Here is a 20,084-nt window from a genome sequence, read left to right as displayed (position 1 = left end):
CATCGGCGCGCAAAAGCCTGCACTTTATACGAAAATAGAACGCAGTATTTTCATACTATGGAGTGACGGCCACGGCGTCATGGGGGTTGTCAGAAGCGATAGCCACAATCTGCCTGGCTGAACAAAGAAAACCTGCAAAAGTACATGAATTTGCGTCCTCGATACGTTGGCCGCGAAGAATTCCTGCAATTGTGCAGGCTTTTCAGCCGGGACATGGGCTCAGGCTCACTTTCAGCGAAAATTCCTGCACTTTCGCAGGTTTTTCGCCAAAATGAGGCGATTCCACAGGAAAAACCTGCACATTTGCAGGTTTTCTCGCTATCAAGCCGCCTCATGCCCAGGCTCAGTTGTGCAGTTCCACGACTTACGCCGGGGGAGGCGCGCACCCAGAACAAGCGGCTGCGCCCCTAATCGGGCCCCTCTGGTTCCCCTAACCCCTGACAAAGTGTCGTGACCTTCCGGGGCGGTCTGACTTTTGCAGGCTTCCATTTCTACGCGCTGCCAAATGGTGTGCCGCCTCCTGCGTGCGAGCTTTTCAACGCTCTGGACAATCGCCGTATGCTTTTGCGGAAAGGATCCGCACGGGGCGCATCAAGGACAACAGATGCGATTTCGCAGGTTTTCCGCGCATGAGTCAGCCGGGCCGGGTGTTGCTCTATTCACGCTGCTAATAGGACAAATATTTGGCTGCTTTATCGATCCAGTCCTGTACGTAGTGGTCGGTCGCCCATTGGGCCATGACCAACTGTTCGCCGGGCTGCAAGTCGACCGTCAGCTGCGGGTCGTTGTTCGGCGCTTGGCCGAAAGGATAAAATTTCAGCTTGCCCGACTCAAAAATAACGATCATATCGTTCATCGGCGAAGTCAGGGCATCGTTTGCGTTCGGCCAGGATGCTTTGATATCCATCCAGGAGGAACCGAGCTCATCGTGGCTGACGACTTTATCCGGCAGCTCGCGAGGGAAGTTGTGCAGCGTGTAGCGGTCCGGCGACGTTGAGCTAGCCGGCGGCGTCTCCGCGACTTTGCCGATCCAGCGGCCGGAAGCCCGCGCAATCGTCCAGCTTTGGCCGGTAATCTCGCTGGACTGCCCTTTCCATTGCTTTTGCTCGGAGAGCTTGACGAGAACGTTCTTGGCGCTGGAATCGTATACGTCTGCGATGGCCACATGATTTTTGTCGGCAGGCTTATTATAAAACTGGGTGGTATGCCCTTCTTTCAGCTGGGGCAGCGTGCGCACCCAAATTCGATCGGCTTGGTACGGTGCATTGCCGTGCCAGGCTTCCTCCGCTTCGGTGACGGATAAATACTGGTTGCCGGCGAACACGAGCGTTTCGACGCGGGTCATCTTTTCTTCCGGATCGTCGACAAAAACTTCCGGCTTGGCGGGCTGATCGGCCAGATGCGCGGACAAGTAATGAATTTCGTCCGTCTGCGTTTTCGCGACAAGCGAATCGATTTTCCAGAAATTTTGCTTGTAGGGCATGAGAATGCCGCTGCCTTCGGACGTTTTTTGCAGCTGCCCGCGGACAGGGGCGATCAGCATCGTTCTGTAAGTGCTGTAGCGCAGCGTTTCGGGCTTCCGGTCGCTGTCCTGGCTTTCCTGCTCCGTCCTCAGCCCGATCAGCAGGGCGGTATTGATCGGCGCCGGCGTAGTGACGAGAGTCTGCGCCTCCGCGCTGGCGACAGTCTCCGCGATGGAAGCGGCGTTGCTTTTCGAGTTGATGGATTCCCACGGAAAAAGCAGAAAAACCGCGGTAATCGCGCCCAGGCCGGCAATGCAAACCAGAGGCATGACCCGGGGTTTGGAGCGTTCTTTTCGTTCGATGGCGGATTCGATCTCGCGCTGCATGTCTGGCGTGAATCCGGGTACTCGTAAAGGTCCCGAATCCAAATCGTTATGTAAATCGTCCGGATCAGGAGAGTTCACGCGCTTCACGCTCCTTCAGTTGAAGCACCTTCAGTCTGGCGTGATGGAGCCTGGATTTAACGGTTCCTTCCGATATGTTCAGGACGGCGGCCATTTCTTTGGTCGAAAGCTGGTAATGCGCGTGCAAAATCAAAATTTCCCTGTACTTCGCAGGGAGTGAAATCACTTTTTTCCATATATCGCTGGCGTACAGCTTCTCCATCGCTTCCGTCTCCGCGGAATGGTGCGTCCCTGCGGAATGGATGAAGCCGACAAGCGTAACTTTGCGCCAGAACGCTTTGCGCAAATAATCGTAGGCGGTATTGCGGGTAATGGTAAGCAGCCAAGTCTTCACGGAAGCTTCGCCGCGGAATGTGGTCAGGTTGCGGTATACTTTAAGAAAAGCGTCCTGGGTGATGTCGTCGGCCAGGTCCATATTGCGGCAGATGCTGAACGCATAGTTCCATACATCGTTGCCGTAAGCCTCCATCAAATTGCGCAGAATCGCTTTTTGATCCGTCGTTTCGGATACATATTTCAAATAATCGAATACATGGACACCGGTCGTCTCCATACTCTCACCTCTCCTAAATTAGACGCAGCGGAAGTCAAAAAAGTTCGCATTGTCGAATAAAAAAATTGAAGTCACAAAATGTGTCCTTCAACCGTCTCTATGAATGGGGTTCGGATCAGGTATACTGAAAGGTAACATTGAAATCAAGGAGTGAATCCTTTGGATATAGAACATTTGTACCATCAATATAAGCCGCTTCTGTTTTCCATCGCGTATCGGATGCTGGGTTCCGTCGCGGATGCGGAAGACATGGTGCAGGATACGTTCATGAACGCGCAGCAGCTTGAGCCGGAGCAAATGCGGCATGCGAGAGCCTATCTATGCAAAATGGTGACCAACCGCTGTATCGATTACGCGCAGTCGGCGCGCAAGCGAAGAGAGCTGTACGTAGGGCAGTGGCTGCCCGAGCCGCTTATGCTCAGCGACAACGATCCGCTGCATGCGGTCGAACGGGAAGAGACGCTCTCGTACGCGTTTCTCGTTTATATGGAGAAGCTGAAGCCGGTCGAGCGGGCCATTTTCATTTTGCGCGAAGCGTTCGAGTACGATTACGCCGATATCGGCGACATCATCGGCAAATCGGAGACGAACTGCCGGCAAATTTTCAGCCGGTTGAAGAAAAAGCTGCACGACGAGCAGCAGTCGCGGATTCATGCGGCCGGGCCGGTGCGCAGCAATCTGGCCGAGCAATTTTTGCACGCTGCGAATACGGGCGATATGGAGCTGTTCCTCCGCTCGCTGACCGAGGATGTCGTCGTTTATTCCGATGGCGGCGGCAAGGCGAATGCAGCGATACGGCCTATTCCGGGACGCGAGCGCGTCACGAAATTTTTGCTGGGAATCAGCGCCAAATACGCCGAAACGCAAACTTATCATATCGCTCCGATCAACGGTGAGGACGCTATTCTTGTTGCCGAGCAAGGAAAAATCGTTACGGCCATCCAATTTGAAATGGATGAGCGCGGCGGCATCCGCCACATATTTTTTATGAGAAATCCGGATAAGTTGCATGGATTGTATATTCCATAAACAGAATTCGCAATCGGCACGGGTTTTAAGTCCGGCTGCGGCAAATTGACCGAGGGTTGGCACTCTTTTTGGAGGAGTACGACGGCTAAAGGTAGAAAGCGTGAGTGCGAATAAAATATATCATTTTTCGACAATATTCGACTTTACTTTTACTCCCAAAAGGCGGTGTCTTCGGTGGCGTTCGTTCATTCCATTCGATTTAAATTTTTAATGAGTTTTGTTGCGCTAATTTTGCTGTTTATGGTTTCAGCCTCTTTGTCCTATATGATGGAGCATTCCGCAGAGTCGAGTATAGAGAAGCAAACTGAGATGATGGTCAACCAGAAGACGGCGCTTTCCTTGAAAAGTATGGTCGGGCTTTTATACAGCAACCAGGCCGATTTGATCATTAACAACAATCCCGATGTCATCGAAGAACACAAAACGAACGCAAAGCAGTTTCTGGACATGGTAGAAGGCATGGCGGCCACGGCCCGGACGGATGAACAAAAGCAATTGGCGAAAGAGCTGTCTGTCCAGGCGCATGCTTATGTAGACAGATTCGACCAGGTAGAATCGATCTATAAAAATCAAAAAAACTTAACCTTGCAGCAGCTGAACGAGCAATACAGAAAAGCGGATGACGCCACGGACGAGGCAAAAAACAAGACTTTCGACTTGCTCGACAAGTTCATAGCGGCTTATGATCAAGGATATAAAGAAGCGCAAAGCTCGCTTGACCACAGCTTGACCGGGCTTGACCGCACGATGCTGCTGTCCAGCGCTGCGGTCGTTGTGATCGGCCTGATTTTGGCTTTTGCGCTGGAGCGGATGATTACGAAGCCTGTCGGACAGGCCGTCCGGTTTTTGCGGGGCATCGCGGAGGGCGACTTGACAGGCCGTCTGGAGGGCAGGACCAGGGACGAGATCGGCCAGTTGATCGCGGCAGGCAATGAAATGGCCGGGCGGCTGCGGGCGCTTCTTCAGGAGGCTGCCGCGAATGCGGAAACCGTCAGCCGATCCGGCGGACAGTTGGAGGCGCACGCCCGGCAGACGATCAAATCGTCGGGCGAGATAGCGCACGCGATCGATCAGGTAGCTGCGGGCAATGCCGCGGCGGATCAGGGGGCATCCGAAAGCGCCAGAGCGATGGAGGAGATGGCGACCGGCATTCAGAGAGTCGCGGAATCCGCATCTTCCGTGGCCGAAGCGTCGCTGGAAGCCCAGGGGGATGCCGGACAAGGCAATGAGGCCATTACCCGATCGATCGATCAAATGATGCGCATCGAACACTCAGTCCAATCGTCCGCGGAAGTGATCGACCGGGTTGGAAACCGCGTCCGGGAAATTCATGAAGTCGTAAATTTGATCGCCGGCATTGCCAATCAAACGAATTTGCTGGCGCTCAACGCTTCCATTGAGGCGGCCAGAGCAGGCGAACAAGGCAGGGGATTCGCCGTTGTCGCATCCGAAGTGCGCAAGCTCGCCGAGCAGTCTGCGCAAGCGGCGGCGCAAATTAACGCCAACATCGCAGGCATCGAGGAGGATGCCCTGGCTTCGGCAACTGCAATGGGCGGGGTACGGGACGAGGTGGGCCAAGGGGTGCGGCTGATTCAGGAGACCGGCGCCTTGTTCGGCGGTATTCTCCGCTCCATTGCAAGCATTTCGGAGCAGGTGCAGGATCTGTCCGCCGCTTCGCAGGAAATGTCCGCGGGAGCCGAAGAAGTATCCGCCTCCATCTCCGAGATGGCGCACCTGGCCAAACAATCGGCGCAGCAGTCGCAATCGATTGTTTCGCATACCCAGAATCAGCTGGGCGCGATGCAGGAGATAACCGGCTCTGTGACACATTTGACGGAGTCGGCACAGGCGCTGCATGAAGCCGTACGGCAGTTTAAGGTGTAGTCGCCGGCCGTTCCGGTTCCGTTCAACGCTGCAGCATACCGGTGGCAGGAAAAAAATCGGTCGGGATTTCCATTGATTTTATTTAAGCAGTTGAACAGTTGCTGATAAAATTGTACTATTTGCAATAGGTACTTTCGCTCAGGCTACCTCTAACGCGGCCCTCACATCTTAGAAGACCTCGCTGAGGTTTATCTCATCCCGCGAACTTGGGTCTTACGGCCGGCTTTATAAAATCCTAGAGCGTCTAATGGAAGGAAGAACATCATGAACTTCGTTGAACATGTTTGGGAGCATATCCGCTCAGGACAAATCAACAATTTTCCGCAACCGGTAGCATTGAACATGGGACTTGCATATACAGTCAAACTAAGCGACATGAAGACCAGCCTCGTCTGGCTTCCCTATGAGTACACGGGGCTGGCTTATGTGGATCTGGGGCATCAGGTGAACGTGTATCCCTACTACATGGGAGCGATCATCGAAGAGGTCGAGATTTCCAGAGGGACGGATTTGTACAAGCCCCAGACGGAAGAGGCGTTCGTGAAAGCGTTGTATATGAACGGCTGGGAGCTGCACCAAACGCTGAAGCTGGAAAAGTACGGATATTTGTACGGAGCGAGCGCGGCGGATTATTTGTACAAAATGCAGCATTTTACCGAGTGGCTCCGGTATTACAATTCAACAGTCCTGGTCGGGACCGGCCGGAAAATCGGGTAGTTTGCAGCTGGAAACTTGCCGCAGGAAACGCCGCGAAAGCAGCGCCAAACCGGCAGCAGTACGAAAAAAAGGAAACCCATTGCCTCGGCGATGGGCTTTTTTTCGTGCTTGGAGAAAAAGCCTGCGATTGTTGCGCGGGAATTCCCGCCGACGATGGGGTTAAGCATGAGTTTGGGCGATAAAAACTGCAGATTTGCAGGAATATTTCGAAATGAGTCTACTTCGGCATAAAAGGATGTATTTTTGCAGGCTTTTGCGTACGGCGTCGGTGGTGGGGCAGTGACGTAAGTGATGTGATAGGGATTTTGTTTTCAGCAGACGGGTGCTTGTGATGCCATTACATGTTTTCTGAGCATGATGTCTGGCCGGTGCTGCGTTAGAGGGATTGCCGTCTGTGGATAAGTTGTGTATAAGGTTGGGGGTAAGTGGTTTGTTCCTGCATTGTTGCGGCTGGAGTCCCAGCCGTCATAGTCCCGTTTGTCTCGGCGATTCTAGGCTTTTAGCAGGTTTTCAAAGCCCGGATGAAGCATTATCCTAGGAAAGGCGCGATATTTCGCCAAAATTCACCATGGAGAAGCGGAGAGTCGTTGATGATAAAGTTGAAAAAGATGATATCGCTTTTAATCTTGCTCGTAGTGGCAGCTGCCGCAGCCGTGCCGTGAACGGGCGAAGCGGCCGGGTTTACGGACATTCAAGGCCATTGGGCCGAGCAAACGATCCGACAGATGGCGCAGCAGGGATTGCTGGACGGGTTCCCGGGCGGCACGTTTCGTCCCGACGATTCTGTTACGGCGGATCAGTTTGTGAAAATAGTGCTGCTTTCCTTTACCGATGTATACCCGAACGGAGAACGGAAATGGAAACCCGCGTTCCTGCAGGCGCTCAGCAGCGGCAATCAAAGCATTTTGCAGCAGGATTACCGCGATTTTTCGTTTAAACCGAGTACTGTCGGGTATTGGGCGAAGCCTTATTTGGATTTGGCGAGCGATCTCCATTTTATTAGCAAAGGCCAATTTTCCGATTATAAAGCGAAGCTGAAGCGCGAGGATGTCGCTGAAATCCTGTATTACTTGCTCAAGGAAACGGAGTACTTGGAAGACGAGACGTACAGTGTCGCTACAGCTTCCAGATTCGGCGATTTCCAAAGCGCTTCCGACAGACAGCAAAAGTTCATCGGCGAAGTGATGGCCAAAGGCATAATGGAAGGCTACCCGAACGGGTATTTTGGCGTCGGCGTGAATGTGACCCGGGCGGAAGCGCTGCGGATTATCGCACGCCTGCAAAATAAATCGCAGCGGATCGCCGTATCGAATGAGAGCGAGCAGTTTGTGAAAATCGTGCCGACCAAGGACGGCAGCTACAAGAAGCTCGTGTTCCCGGACAAAACGATGCTCCAGGCCTACGGCGTGATGGAAGAGGCCGGCAAGCTGCGGGGGACGAACTACGACCTGGAAGAGACGACGCTGCGTCTGTTCCGGGATGCGGATGCCAAGGAGCAGGCCGTGAAAGGGGCGACGCTTGAAGCGCGCAGCAGCAGCGAGGTTTCCTTGTGGCTCGACCCGCAGTTTCAGACCTACGGCGTCACGGTGCGGCTGGAAGAAGGCACACTGGCCCGCAATACGGAAAGCATCCGCAAGTTTACGGATTTCTTGTTCGGATACGATGCCGAAACGTTTTACCGGCATTTTTCCGACATGTGCGCCAAGGCGGCTGCGAAGGAAGCGATTGAAACCGGTACGCAGCAAATCGGCGGTTATTCTGTGGAAACCCGGCTTGAACCGGACGGGAAGACGCTTGTTTTTTCGATGATCCGCTTAAAATAAAACCAGAAGCGCACGCGCTGCTGCCGGCCGGCTGAGATTGCTTTTTCTCGGCCGGCTTTTTCGATTTGCGGCGGCGGTGTGGTCGCGTCTATGCAGCATATTTTGCGCCGATTGGAGCGAATGTGGTACATACAAGTCCATCCAAAACACGCAAAGAAAAAAGATGTATGACAAACATGTACGTACAAGTGTATAATGACTGTAATAGTACCCACATTACCGGAAAGGTGTTGAACACAATGCTGGAAAGCTTGAAACAGGCGGTTCTCGAAGCGAACCTCGATTTGCCGAAATATCGGCTTGTGACGTTTACATGGGGAAATGTGAGCGGGATTGACCGCGAGCAAGGTCTTGTGGTGATCAAGCCGAGCGGCGTGCCTTACGAAGAATTGAAGGCCGAGGATTTGGTCGTTGTCAACTTGGAAGGCAGCATCGTGGAAGGGAAGCTGAAGCCTTCCTCGGACACGCCGACCCATCTGGCCCTATACCGCGCGTTCCCGACGATCGGCGGCATCGTGCATACGCATTCGCCGTGGGCGACAAGCTGGGCGCAAGCGGGCAGAGGCATTCCTGCGCTCGGTACGACGCATGCGGATTATTTTTACGGCGAAGTGCCGTGCACCCGTCTTATGACGGAAGCGGAGATTAAAGGCGCCTACGAGTTGGAGACGGGCAACGTCATCATCGAGACGTTCAAAGACAAGGACCCGTCGATGATCCCGGGCGTCCTGGTCAACTGCCACGCGCCGTTCAGCTGGGGCAAAGACCCGCACAACGCGGTTCATAACGCAGTCGTTCTCGAAGAAGTCGCGAAAATCGCGTACCGTACGTTCAACCTGAACCCGTCCATCGGCGCTATGGACCAGACGCTGCTGGACCGCCACTTCCTAAGAAAACACGGAGCAAACGCCTACTACGGGCAAAAATAAGCAAAAAGCAGTCGGCTGAGGAGAGCCGGCTGCTTTTTTTGGCAAGTGCGTGCGACTTCGAAGGCAAAAATGTGCCGGAGCGACGGGCCCGGCGGCTTCCAAAGGCTGAACGAGCGGGTGCGGCTTTAGAATGAGAAGCCTGCGGATTCGACTACGTTCAGGTTCACTTCGATGTTGCCGCGGGTTGCGCGGGAGTAAGGGCACACTTGATGCGCGGCTTCGACCAATTCTCTGGCGACGGGCGCGTCTACGCCGTCTATTTTGACGTCCAACTGCACGGCTAGCTGGAAGCCGCCGTCGTCAGCTTTGCCGATGCTTACGTGCGCCGTCACTTCGGTACCCTGGACTTCGATTCGCTTGTTGCGAATGACCAGGTTCAGGGCGCTGTCGAAGCAAGCGGAATACCCCGCGGCAAACAATTGCTCCGGATTGGTAGCGTTGCCGCCGGCCCCGCCCAGTTCTTTGGGCATCCGCACATCGAGTTTAAGGACGCCGTCGTTGGAGACGATCGATCCGTTTCTTCCTCCTGTTGCCGTTACAGTTGCTGTGTATAAGTTTTGCATGGTCATCAAGCTCCTTTTGCGTTTGGTTTTTGTTTGATTAATTGTGTGCAATTTAATTTTATACAATTTAATTTACTGCATATAGCGACAAAAGTCAAGACGGAGTCATGAAAAAAAATGCCTCCGCAATTCGAATTTTTTGAGACCGGTTTAGTTTGTACCAAATGTGGATACGGGATGCATAAGTGTGAGGGGAAAGTTAGACGTCGGCACGCATCTCGAACGATGATTTTCATCGTTCTGACGTGCTGCACGTTCGGGCCGGATATCCGACGGGTATTTCTTGCAAACGGGGGCCGGTGCGATGTGCCGGGGGTATTTAAAGGAGTGAAGCGGATGAAATAGGTTTGCTGCACCCATATGCAGGCGTAGCGGGGGCTGCAAGGGAAGCAGCCCCGTGGCCGGGCCGGAAGGCGCCGTTTGCAGAGGAGTCAATCCTTGCTTTGGATCACTAGCAAATAGCCGGAGTCGATATCGATGGTTCCCGTATCTTCCACAAGCACGTTGCTGACGCCCAGCGACTGCCCGATTTGCAAGGTTGCTTGATGCAGCGGATATTGAAAGCCGTGAAGTGTAATCCCTGTCACTTCCATGCTCAAGGGCAGCAAGGAGACATGGGTGTACCGGCTTTTTCGGATCTTCGTCCGTCCTTTGACGGCTGCGATGACCTCGTTGCAGGCATCGATAATGGTGCAGGGGATGCCGCGGTCCGCCGCTTTTCGCAGCAGATGGATGTTGGACAGGGAATGGTCAAAGCGCGTCCCGAGAGCGCCCAGGAGCACGATGCTGCCGGGGTTGTTCGCCATCGCCCATTCGAAAGCCATCTCCGTATCGGTCAAATCTTTGAGAACGGGATCGCAATCGACGAACTCGCGGCTGGCCGCCCGGATTTCGTCCAGTTCCTCCGCCGATACGGAGTCAAAATCACCCAAAGCGATATGCGGCCGCAAACCGCTGCGTACGAGAAATAATGCGCCGCGGTCGCAGCCGACCAGCACATCGTCCTGCCGAATTTCTTGTGTAACCCAATCTCCGAGAGCGCCTCCGGTAACAATGACGATCCTCTTGCCTGACATATCGAAATCTCCTAACGTTTTCATAGAATTAACCTATATTATAGCATAGGAGTCTGGCGGGCGGAGTCCATCGGACAGATTCCATAGACAGAAAAAAACCGAGCTGTAAGCACAACCCGGAAAATTCCGCAAAAGCTTATACCCTCTTCAGACCTCTGCTCTTCTGTTTTCGCATTGGCGTGTTCTCTTTAAAATTGTGATCAATATCGGATTCATCCATGGAAAAGCCCTTCATTTCCCAGGTCGTTCGGCCCAAGACAAGATCGGCAGGGAACTCATCGCCCCGCTTGAGGGTCACTTCGCGGCCGTCTTCGTTGGCATAGACACCGTCGGTTTCGACCATGTCTCCGCTCATCGGGTCCATCGTTTTATCATTAGACATGCAGCAGTCCTCCTTTCTCATAGCCTATACATACGGTTTCCAAGGGTGGAGGAAATTATGAGCGCGATCATGTAGAATGAAATAGATGAACAAGAGATGCAGTCAAGAGAGGAACCGTGCAGCATGGCTTTATGGGGAACGATTGTCAATGCGCTGGCTATTGTCGCGGGAGGGCTGCTGGGAATCATGCTGCCGCGCATACCGGAAGGCATACGAAGCACAGTTATGCAAGGAATCGGGCTGGCAATAGCGGTTTTGGGCATTGCGATGGCGCTCAAATCGGATCGGATTTTAGCGGTTATCATCAGCCTTGTGATCGGGGGCATCATCGGGGAGCTGCTGCGGATCGAGGACAGGCTTGCGCGGCTTGGCGACTGGCTGCAAAACCGGATGCGAAGCAAGACGCAGGGAAACGGTACGCCCGGCATATCGGAGGGCTTTGTAACGGCGACTCTCGTGTACTGCATCGGGGCGATGGCGATCCTGGGGCCGCTGGACGGCGGTCTGAGGCACAATCATGACATTTTGTACACGAAAGCGCTGTTGGACGGGTTTTTGTCGATTATTTTGGCTTCGACGCTAGGGATAGGCGTCATATTTTCCGCGGGGCCGGTGCTTGTGCTGCAGGGCGCGATCGCCATGGCGGCGGCTTTGATAGCGACGGCGTTCAGCGACGCTTCCCTGCAGGCGATTATCGTGCAAATTACTGCGGTCGGAGGCGTACTTGTCATCGGCGTCGGTTTGAATCTGCTCAATATTAAAAAAATCAACGTCGGCAACATGCTCCCCGCCCTGCTCATCGCGGCCGTATCCGTTCCTTTGCAGGAATACGCCGCCGAGCTGTACGCGAAGCTGCTCCACTAAAACCCGCCGCCCGGGACAAACGAAAAAAGGCTTCTTGCATGTGCCGCGCACTAAGCAAAGAAGCTGTTAAATTTATAGCCCACTCCCCGAACAGTGATAATGTATCGCGGTTCGGAGGGGTTGGGCTCGATTTTTTTTCGCAGGTTGCTGATATGTACGATAAGCGTTCTTGGATCTCCGATACTGTCGAGGCTCCATACGATTTCAAATAATTGTTCGATTTTATAGACGCGGTTCGGCGTCTTGGCCATCAATGCCAGCAGGTCAAACTCTTTGGCGGAAAGGGAGATAGGCCGTCCAGTCACTTTGACGATGCGGCTGACCAAATCGATTTCTAACCCGGGGTATTTAACGAGCTGAGGATGGTCTTTCTGTTTATCGAGGATCGAGTTTCGCCGCAAATGCGCTTTGACCCGGGCGACCAGTTGACTTGGACTGAACGGCTTGGTTATGTAATCGTCGCCTCCCATGCTAAGTCCCAGAATGATGTCAATATCTTCGCTTTTGCCCGAAAGGAAAATAATCGGCGTATTATGCGTCTTGCGCAGCTGTCTGCACACTTCAATTCCGTCCAAACCCGGCAATAAAATATCCAATATGATAAGATCGGGCCGCTGGTGCAAAACAATCTCGAAAACGTCCTGCCCGTTATTTGCGCTAATAACCTCGTAACCTTCCCGAACCAGATAAAGTCGGATCAATTCGACAATATCCGGCTCGTCGTCAACGATAAGTATTTTTTCTCCAGACATGCATGGAATCCTCCCCGGTTATGTCAAGTCTCTATTTTGAAAGTAAGTGATTCCCATTTCAGGCCTACACTTCATTATAGAACGATTCTCGTCCCGATTCTATCCTTTTATTTCCATATTGTTTAAATCTGTCTGGGACCGCAGTCCGGGTTCCAATGAAACTCTTGAACGATGTATTGGGCCGGTACAGCCTCCGGTCATAGTTTTGACGAAGCAGGCGGGCAAAAAGTTAAACGGAGAAGAACAAGACGCAATGTGGATAACCGCTATTTGGCAGGTGGATAAATGTGTATATTTTGTGGATAAAACCTGAAATCCTGTGGGTGAACTGAGGCGGTGGTGTGGAAGGTTTGTGGATAACTTTTGAATGAGAGCGTACAACTTTTTAACCGGACCAGTATTTACAGTTTGCTAAACAACCGTCTTTCTTGCATGATAGAGAAGGCAAATAGACAACGAGGAGATGACACCAAGGTGCGAAAATGGGGAAAAAGCTTGAAAATCGCGGCTGTCGGCTTGACCCTCGCTTCGGGGATCATCACGACGGGACAGAACCAGGCCGTACATGCGGAGGCCGCAGCAAAACAGGGGAAATTCAACATGTCGTACTTGTTTTCGGGCAATCCGCAGTCTTACGTCTCACAAGTGGATAAAAGCGGCCAAGCGCTGGATGCGATTTCTCCCAATTATATCGATTTGAAATCGGACGGAACATTGCAAGTTTCGGAGACTTTCGATGCTTCTTTTATAGATGCCATGCACAAGGAAGGGAAACGGGTCGTTCCTTTTATAAGCAACGATTACAACGAAAATACCGGGGAAACGGCGATTGATAAACGCGAAGCGCTGGCGGCCCAGTTGGCCGAAATGGTCAAGGCGAACAATTTGGACGGCGTCAACATGGACATTGAAAATGTGAACAAGTCCTACCGGGACAAATACACGGATATGATCCGGCTTATACGCGCCAAACTGCCGGCTGACAAGGAAGTTTCCGTGGCGGTGCCGGCCAACCCGGAGGGAGATAAGGCGAGCTGGCTGGGAGCGTACGACTACAAAGCTCTCGCCCAGAACAGCGACTATTTGATGATTATGGCTTACGACGAAAGTTACCCAGGGGATCCGGATCCGGGACCTGTAGCTAGTTTGTCCTTTGTGGAAAAATCCATTCAGTACGCTTTGACGCAGGTTTCATCCGATAAAATCGTGCTGGGGATTCCTTTTTACGGCCGTTACTGGAATCAGAACCCGGCTTCTAACGGATCCAGCGTGTCCAACCAGACGATCGAGCAGCTGATCAAGACGTATAAAGGCAACAAACGATTTGATTTGGCCAGCCAATCGCCGACCGCCACGTTTGTCATTCAACCGACGGACGTCCTGCCGACTGTGAACGGGGAAAGTCTTCCTCCGGGCAGCTACACCGTCTGGTATGAAGACGAGCAGTCGATCAAAAAGAAGCTGGAGCTCGTCAAACGGTACAATCTCAAAGGCACCGGCAGCTGGAGCTTGAACCAGGCCGCTAACGGTACCTGGAACTACTACACCCTGTGGGCGGACGGTTTTTACTTCGACGATATGCAGACCCATTGGGCGCAGTCGGCCGTACTGGACGTGGCGAACCGCAGCTGGATGGTCGGCACCTCCACAGGCGCGTTCACGCCGGACGCGCCGCTCACGAGGGCGGAAGCGGCGGTCATTCTCGTCCGCGCGCTGGGACTGACCGGCGATGCGGGCACAGCCGCCGCATCGTTCAACGACGTGCCGGCCACCCACTGGGCCCGGCAGGAAATTGCGCTGGCGAAGCAGCACGGGCTGATCCAGGGGATCAGCAGCGACCTCTTCGCCCCGGATCAATCCATAACGCGGGAGCAGATGGCTGCGCTCCTCTCCCGCGTTGTGAACGTGCCTTCGGCCGGCGGAGCGGCGAAGGCAAGCTTTTCCGACGTGCCGGAGGGAAGCTGGTCGTACGCAGCCATTGCGGCGATGAGCCGCATGGGTGTCGTCGACGGCTTCGCGAACGGCACGTTCCGCCCGCAAGCGTCTCTGACGCGCGCGGAAATGGCGTCGCTGCTAAGCCGCATCGCGCCGCAGCTGAAAAAATAAGCCCCCCGCACCGCGGGGAGCTCTTTGCAGCGCCCTCCACTTGTTGGAGGGCTTTTTTTGCCGCCCGGGCGGCCGGCCGCGCAAAACCTGCGAAAGCGCAGGTTTTCGCGGTGCAAGCGGCCCGTCCCGTGGAAAAGCCCGCGAAAGTGCAGGCTTTTGCGGTATATACGGCCCGTCCCGAGGAAAAACCTGCGAGAGTGCAGGAATTTCCGGCGTAAGCGGCCCGTCCAGTGGAAAAGCCTGCGAAAGTGCAGGTTATTCCAGCGTAAGCGACCCGTTCCAGGAAAAACCTGCGAAAGTGCAGGAATTTCCGGTGTAAACGACCCGTTCCGGGGAAAAGCCTGCGAAAGTGCAGGAATTTCCGACCAGAACGGGGCCGAGCTGGCATTTCGGCTAAAATACCTGCAGATTTGCAGGAATTATTCGAGGAAAGCACATTAAGCAGCAAAAAGATGTACTTTTGCAGGCTTTTTGAGTTTTTCTGCACATTGCCTACGCTACTTAGCGAGCAAGCATTTCAGGAACGGGCGCCGGTCCGCGTACTCTGTCAGTACCAAGTCTTGCACCGCTCAAAACGCAGCCCCCGTTCCGCCACGCCGCCTCCCGTGCCGCGCCGTCCGCGGTGCCCGCCCCTGGCCCGCCGCGCCGCCTCCCGTGCCGCGTCCGGTCCGCGAAGCCCGCGCCCGGCCTGCCGCGCCGCCTCCCGTGCCGCGCCCGTCCGCGGTGCCCGCACCCGTCCCGCCACGCCGCCTCCCGTGCCGCGTCCGGTCCGCGAAGCCCGCGCCCGTTCCGCCACGCCGCCTCCCGTGCCGCGCCCGTCCGCGGTGCCCGCACCCGTCCCGCCACGCCGCCTCCCGTGCCGCGCCGTCCGCGGTGCCCGCCCCTGGCCCGCCACGCCGCCTCCCGTGCCGCGCCGTCCGCGCCGCCCGCCCCCGTCCCGCCGCGCCGCCTCCCGTGCCGCGCCTGGTCCGCGCTGCCCGGGTCCGGCTCGACTGGGCGATCCCCGCCCGAGTCCGGCTCGCCCGGGCGGTCAGGTCGCGACCGAATCGTCGCCTATTTTGACGAACGTTGTTTTTCCCGGCGGGCCGGGCTTGTTTTGGACGAACTGGCGGATATTTTTGATTCTCGTTTCGGAGCGAATGTTGTGATTGCTCCCGATATGCAGCACTGCGGAAGAAGAGATAGCGAGGATGCGTACGCTGCGAACTTTGATGCAAGATCCGAGGTTATCCGTACACACGCTTGCCGGTCCGCCCGGTTCAGGCTGCGGGAACGGTCTTTCGAATAAAGGATAGGCCGCGAAGCTGCCCTCATTCCCGTAAAAAATCGGTACTTCCCTTTGGACGGCAAAAACCCCGGTTTTCAAAACCATGTTCACGCTGTCACCCACCTGCATGACGCTTCCCGAACCGACTTCGTTATTGTAGACCCAATCTATGATCGATAGCCGCGCCATCCTTTCGCCTACCTTTCTCCGGCAAGCGGAACGAGGGGGCTGATAATGACCGATTCCGGCGGAGTGTCGAACATGGAGGATAAGGAGACGTTAACCGTGTCCCCGATCAAAAACACCGAGGAACTGGAAACGCCGATAATGCGCACATCGCCGACGCACAACTGTTTGTTTTCAACATGAAAATCCATCGGTCAATCACTATCCTTTCGCGGCAAGTTGGAAATATACGTTTCAATGGCGCTCAAAATATCCTGTTTGGTGCGTTCGAAAATGTTGGCCGTAACGGCTTCCAACGGCTGATCGAACCCGACGCTGCGGTATTGGCTGACGTAGTGCCGAATCCGGGTTTCAATCTGTTTGCGGATGTCATCCAAAATCATATCCCGGAAGCCGTCTTCCAGCGGATACTGGTATTTCTCCTCTATGCCGAGCATATCGGCCTGTACATCTTTCTTCAGATACTGTTCGATCCCGCTGGACACCTGCTGCTCAAGGCCGGAATCCGGAGGAACCTCCTCGGGAAACGAATCTTTGCTGCCGGCTCCGCCACCTGCCCCGAAGGACTTGCCGTTCACGCTGAAGTCGTCGATCGCATCCATGGATGCCGGACTGATCCCGATGGTCAGCGTTCCGTCCAGCTTTTCGACTTTGAGCTGGTCGAAGTGGTATTCGATCTTGTCAATGTGCACCCGTTTTTGATCTTTCAGCTCTTTCAGCTCCGTTTGCAGCTTCGCGACGCTCTGCTCCAGTTTGTCGATGCGCTGCTTTTGCGCCTCAATGTAATTGCACAACTGCTGTGTCCATTGCTGCCAGGTTATGGGCTTTTGCATCCGAGTAAGCACCTCTTTTTACCACATCGGTATGTAAGGCTTTTTGACAATTGCCGGTATCCGTCATGCCGGCGAGGGCAGAGGAACCAGGGACACCGGATTCGTAGCGGTCTGCCCAAGCTGCGGGGCAGGTTCGACAAACCCGCCGGTGTTATATAAATTGGAGAGGGATCGGATAGATCCGGCGCTGCCGATTTGTAGAACGGATGAGTTGGATACGGAATTGACTCGCAGATGCTGAATGAGTATGGTTTGGTGTATCGTCCAGTTCATGCTAAATGATCACCCCGTTTGCAGTAGTATCGATCAGATCGGGATCGTTGGTTACGGTATTGCTGAGCGCGTTGAAAACGCTCGGGAAATCCCCGGTGTTAAAGGAACCCGCACCGGCAAAAGTTTTGGATGAGCTGGTAGGAGATATAATCACGCAATCGCCGAAATGGATGACGGAGCTGGGACCTACGGACAGTATCTTTACGTTTCCTACGATAGACGGCATGTTCGCTCTCCCCCGATTCAGGCTCTATTGCTTTTAGTATATGTGGGTATCCGCCCAGAGGTACCTTTATAGATCGGTGTCACATGCGCATACCACGCACATATACTGTAGGGAAAATGAGGTGATGAGCTTGAACGGGTTTAATCGCCACCCTTGGTTGAAGTGGGAGCAGCTTGAAAAATTTTTAGGGCAAAAGCTGCCTTTTCGCGAAAATGGGCAGACCTTTCTAGATAATATGACGTGGGTTGAAGGATATGTACAGGACACGCTGAAAAAAGCGATGCACGGCTTGGACGCCACCGTTGCGTCCACTGCCCGAGCCGATGCTTCCGACATTTTTGAAACGCACGATCATGTTATCGTCAAGGTGAGGCTTCCTAAGGATGAGAATCCGAGAGCGCTGCAAGTGTTTGTCAAATCCGACCATATTAAGGTGACAGGTACTTTGGACGGTAAAGACCGTGTCATCAAGCTGCCTTCCATGGTGATACCGAAGACGGCGAGAGTGCGGTACAGGGAGAGGCTGATGCAGGTTCAGGTACGCAAGCGCGGTCTCAAGGAAGGCTACCATGAGGCGTTTATCCGCTTCTAGGAATTGAGCCCCGGCGGCATATCCGCGAAACGCAAACACCCTTAGGGGCTGGCCCTAAGGGTGTACTGGTGAGGTGATTACAAAACGCGGCGCGCTGTCATGTAACGCGAGGACCACGTTCCGCTGCTCATCTTCGTGATGCGGACTCCGCCTGCTCCGTACGTATGCAGCAGGGTGCCGTTCCCCATGTAGATCGCGACATGGTGGATAACGCCCGGTTTGCCGGGATTGGAGAAGAAAACAAGATCGCCTGGCTGCAGATTGCTTCTTGAAACATACTTGCCTACGTGAGATTGCTGCTGAGAGGTCCGGGGCAGATTAACGCCGACCTTCTTAAATACGTACTGGGTAAAAGACGAACAGTCGAATGTTCTCGTCTGTCCCGATTTGGCCCCGAACTGATACGGAGTGCCTAAATAATGCTTGCCGATGGAGATGACCTGACTGGCTTTGGAAGATGAAGAGGTTACCGCCGCCTCGGCCGCATGAGGGGCGCCGACCATTCCCGCAGATAGCCCTATTGAAACTGTCATTGCTGCAACGAGCAGTTTTTTGTATACTTTCTGTTGGTTTTTCATAACGTCCTCCTTGAGCTTTGTTGTGTGGTGATCGCTTCACCTAAGCCCAAGTATAGCAGATGAAAAACCGCCTATAATTTACCGGACAAGCCTGTACGGCCCGAGAGAGTAGGAGCCGGAAGCAATTCTGAGAGAATGATGAGAGTTGTCTGATAATATTTTTATTGACACGATCTTGGCAGCTTCACGGTGACGGTCGTCCCTTCGCCCGGCCGGCTGTTGAAGGCAATGGCGCCTTCGTGCGATTTGACGATGTTCGCCGCGATGGCCAGCCCCAGTCCCGCTCCTCCCAGCCTGCGGCTGCGGGCTTTGTCGGTGCGGTAAAAGCGGTCGAACAAGTGCGGCAAATCCTCTTCGGCGATGCCGATTCCCTGATCGATGACTTTGATCGCAAGAAGGTTAACCGTTTCTTCCTCAATGTTCACGATGACGGTTTTGGAGCTGTATTTCAAGGCATTGTCGAGCAAAATAACGAGCAGCTGCTTGATTCTGTAAGGGTCGCCCGTCATTTCGAGCCGCTCGGCCGCGCATTTGATTTCGATCTCCCGGCCGGAGGTGACGCGCAGCGAAGCGGCCGTTGACTGGACGAGCGGAACCAGGTCATAAGTTTCCCCGTCCTTGCAATGATCTTTCTCCGTCTCGATCAGGGAGAGAAGATGGCGGGTCAGCCGCTTGAGCTGGGCGCTTTCCGATAAGATGGCCTCGATGGCCTCGTCGCGCAGCTTGGCGTCGCTGAAAGCCCAGCGGCGCAGCAGGCTGGCGTAGCTCTCAATAATGGTAAGCGGCGTGCGAAGCTCATGGGAAGCATCGGCCAGAAACTGTTCCTGTTTCTGAAACGTCTCCTCCAGCCTGTCTATCATCCGGTTGAACGTGCCGCCCAGCAGCGCCAATTCGTCGGGATCTTTCTTCTCGCTCAGCTCGATGCGGCGGAACGTTCCGCTTTTCTCGATATTTTGCATAGTTGCGATCAATTGCTGCAAAGGACGGAAAATCGCATTCGTATAAAAATAGCCGCCGCAAATCGCCACGATCAAGGCGCCTACGGATGTCAGCAGCAAAATGGAAATCAGAGTGCTGGAATATTCCCCTAATTTATCGAGGCTGCGGCCGATTTCCAAAGTGGCGATCTGCTTTCCCTGATCGAATACCGGAGTTCGCACGAACACGAAAATGCCGTCGCTCGCCTGCTTGGTGGACACACTTTCCCGCGAGACATACACGGGCTTGTAGCTGAGCAGCCTTTGGTCGGAATAAATTTGATATTTGACCGTTCCGTCCTGTATCACATAGCGGATCATTTCCTGGGGGATCAACAGTTCGTCCAGATGATTCGTGCCGGTCCAATATTCCGGGTGATGCGGCAGATCCCGCTGCAGCAGCGTATGGGCTTTTTCTTTCAGCAGTTCAAGCTCGCCGCTCGTTGTAATGCGGATAAACATGAAGTAGACGAACGTAAAGCTCAGGAAAAGAATGACCGCCAGCCCCGCCGTTACCCAAGCGGTAATTTTTAATTTCAGGCTCATG

General features: G+C 54.1%; 21 protein-coding genes. 8 read left to right on the top strand and 13 right to left on the bottom strand.

The genetic code is table 11. The annotated features are described in order from the left end of the window. Positions 1–667: 667 nt before the first annotated feature. Positions 668–1,927 (bottom strand): hypothetical protein, encoded by a 1,260-nt coding sequence (locus AC3G2T_RS21985; protein ID WP_488436902.1) that lies wholly within the window; start codon positions 1,925–1,927, stop codon positions 668–670. After that, positions 1,914–2,480, bottom strand: a complete 567-nt coding sequence (locus AC3G2T_RS21980) for an RNA polymerase sigma factor (protein WP_474687188.1) — start codon at positions 2,478–2,480, stop codon at positions 1,914–1,916. The genes AC3G2T_RS21985 and AC3G2T_RS21980 overlap by 14 nt, the downstream gene beginning before the upstream one ends. A 159-nt stretch (positions 2,481–2,639) precedes the next feature. Here AC3G2T_RS21980 and AC3G2T_RS21975 point away from each other — a divergent pair, with 159 nt between their 5' ends. The 5 genes from AC3G2T_RS21975 (at position 2,640) to araD (ending at position 8,862) form a co-directional block, all read left to right on the top strand. Beyond that, on the top strand, positions 2,640–3,509 hold the full coding sequence (locus AC3G2T_RS21975; protein WP_488436901.1) for an RNA polymerase sigma-70 factor: 870 nt from the start codon (positions 2,640–2,642) through the stop codon (positions 3,507–3,509). 174 nt (positions 3,510–3,683) lie between these two features. Then, positions 3,684–5,393 (top strand): methyl-accepting chemotaxis protein, encoded by a 1,710-nt coding sequence (locus AC3G2T_RS21970; RefSeq protein WP_488436900.1) that lies wholly within the window; start codon positions 3,684–3,686, stop codon positions 5,391–5,393. Positions 5,394–5,657: 264 nt separating this feature from the next. Continuing rightward, complete coding sequence (locus AC3G2T_RS21965) at positions 5,658–6,110, top strand: hypothetical protein (RefSeq protein ID WP_488436899.1); 453 nt, start codon at positions 5,658–5,660, stop codon at positions 6,108–6,110. A 689-nt stretch (positions 6,111–6,799) separates the two neighbouring features. Next, positions 6,800–7,933: an S-layer homology domain-containing protein gene (locus AC3G2T_RS21960; RefSeq protein WP_488436923.1), complete on the top strand. Its 1,134-nt coding sequence runs from the start codon at positions 6,800–6,802 to the stop codon at positions 7,931–7,933. A gap of 239 nt (positions 7,934–8,172) precedes the next feature. Then, entirely contained in the window at positions 8,173–8,862 is a 690-nt protein-coding gene (araD, locus tag AC3G2T_RS21955) for an L-ribulose-5-phosphate 4-epimerase (RefSeq protein WP_488436898.1), read from the top strand. Between the two features lie 125 nt (positions 8,863–8,987). On the opposite strand, the gene AC3G2T_RS21950 is transcribed toward araD, so the two are convergent. From AC3G2T_RS21950 to AC3G2T_RS21940, 3 genes are all read right to left on the bottom strand, one after another. Then, the gene (locus AC3G2T_RS21950) at positions 8,988–9,425 is read right to left on the bottom strand and encodes an organic hydroperoxide resistance protein (protein WP_474687196.1); all 438 of its coding nucleotides are present in this window, start codon (positions 9,423–9,425) and stop codon (positions 8,988–8,990) included. 431 nt (positions 9,426–9,856) lie between these two features. Further along, complete coding sequence (locus AC3G2T_RS21945) at positions 9,857–10,501, bottom strand: thiamine diphosphokinase (protein WP_488436897.1); 645 nt, start codon at positions 10,499–10,501, stop codon at positions 9,857–9,859. A gap of 136 nt (positions 10,502–10,637) precedes the next feature. After that, positions 10,638–10,883 (bottom strand): hypothetical protein, encoded by a 246-nt coding sequence (locus AC3G2T_RS21940; protein WP_474687198.1) that lies wholly within the window; start codon positions 10,881–10,883, stop codon positions 10,638–10,640. A gap of 123 nt (positions 10,884–11,006) precedes the next feature. Here AC3G2T_RS21940 and AC3G2T_RS21935 point away from each other — a divergent pair, with 123 nt between their 5' ends. Beyond that, the gene (locus AC3G2T_RS21935; RefSeq protein WP_488436896.1) at positions 11,007–11,747 is read left to right on the top strand and encodes a DUF554 domain-containing protein; all 741 of its coding nucleotides are present in this window, start codon (positions 11,007–11,009) and stop codon (positions 11,745–11,747) included. Between the two features lie 50 nt (positions 11,748–11,797). Here AC3G2T_RS21935 and AC3G2T_RS21930 read toward each other — a convergent pair whose 3' ends face one another. Beyond that, positions 11,798–12,499 carry a response regulator transcription factor gene (locus AC3G2T_RS21930; RefSeq protein ID WP_488436895.1) on the bottom strand — a complete coding sequence of 234 codons (702 nt, stop codon included), beginning with the start codon at positions 12,497–12,499 and terminating at the stop codon, positions 11,798–11,800. Between the two features lie 474 nt (positions 12,500–12,973). Here AC3G2T_RS21930 and AC3G2T_RS21925 point away from each other — a divergent pair, with 474 nt between their 5' ends. Further along, positions 12,974–14,605, top strand: coding sequence for an S-layer homology domain-containing protein (locus tag AC3G2T_RS21925; protein ID WP_488436894.1), 1,632 nt, complete (start codon positions 12,974–12,976; stop codon positions 14,603–14,605). A 1,030-nt stretch (positions 14,606–15,635) separates the two neighbouring features. On the opposite strand, the gene AC3G2T_RS21920 is transcribed toward AC3G2T_RS21925, so the two are convergent. The 5 genes from AC3G2T_RS21920 to AC3G2T_RS21900 all read right to left on the bottom strand — a co-directional run bounded on the left by AC3G2T_RS21920 (position 15,636) and on the right by AC3G2T_RS21900 (position 17,390). Continuing rightward, positions 15,636–16,061 (bottom strand): spore germination protein GerPE, encoded by a 426-nt coding sequence (locus tag AC3G2T_RS21920; RefSeq protein ID WP_488436893.1) that lies wholly within the window; start codon positions 16,059–16,061, stop codon positions 15,636–15,638. An 8-nt stretch (positions 16,062–16,069) separates the two neighbouring features. Beyond that, positions 16,070–16,249: a spore gernimation protein GerPD gene (locus tag AC3G2T_RS21915; protein WP_474685433.1), complete on the bottom strand. Its 180-nt coding sequence runs from the start codon at positions 16,247–16,249 to the stop codon at positions 16,070–16,072. Between the two features lie 3 nt (positions 16,250–16,252). Then, entirely contained in the window at positions 16,253–16,891 is a 639-nt protein-coding gene (gene gerPC, locus AC3G2T_RS21910; RefSeq protein WP_488436892.1) for a spore germination protein GerPC, read from the bottom strand. A gap of 63 nt (positions 16,892–16,954) precedes the next feature. Then, positions 16,955–17,164, bottom strand: coding sequence for a spore germination protein GerPB (locus AC3G2T_RS21905; RefSeq protein ID WP_474685431.1), 210 nt, complete (start codon positions 17,162–17,164; stop codon positions 16,955–16,957). A gap of 1 nt (position 17,165) precedes the next feature. After that, positions 17,166–17,390, bottom strand: coding sequence for a spore germination protein (locus AC3G2T_RS21900; RefSeq protein ID WP_474685430.1), 225 nt, complete (start codon positions 17,388–17,390; stop codon positions 17,166–17,168). Between the two features lie 130 nt (positions 17,391–17,520). Between AC3G2T_RS21900 and AC3G2T_RS21895 the strand changes: the two genes are divergently transcribed. Then, positions 17,521–17,982 (top strand): Hsp20/alpha crystallin family protein, encoded by a 462-nt coding sequence (locus tag AC3G2T_RS21895; protein ID WP_488436891.1) that lies wholly within the window; start codon positions 17,521–17,523, stop codon positions 17,980–17,982. A gap of 77 nt (positions 17,983–18,059) precedes the next feature. Here the strand turns inward: AC3G2T_RS21895 and AC3G2T_RS21890 are convergent, their stop codons facing one another. Then, positions 18,060–18,560, bottom strand: a complete 501-nt coding sequence (locus tag AC3G2T_RS21890) for a C40 family peptidase (protein WP_474685428.1) — start codon at positions 18,558–18,560, stop codon at positions 18,060–18,062. 161 nt (positions 18,561–18,721) lie between these two features. Beyond that, entirely contained in the window at positions 18,722–20,083 is a 1,362-nt protein-coding gene (locus AC3G2T_RS21885) for a sensor histidine kinase (RefSeq protein ID WP_474685427.1), read from the bottom strand. Position 20,084 lies beyond the last annotated feature (1 nt).

It is taken from the genome of Paenibacillus sp. sgz302191 (assembly GCF_057749925.1).
The sequence above is the reverse complement of the archived record's forward strand: the minus strand, read 5'-3'. Positions and strand labels throughout refer to the sequence as shown.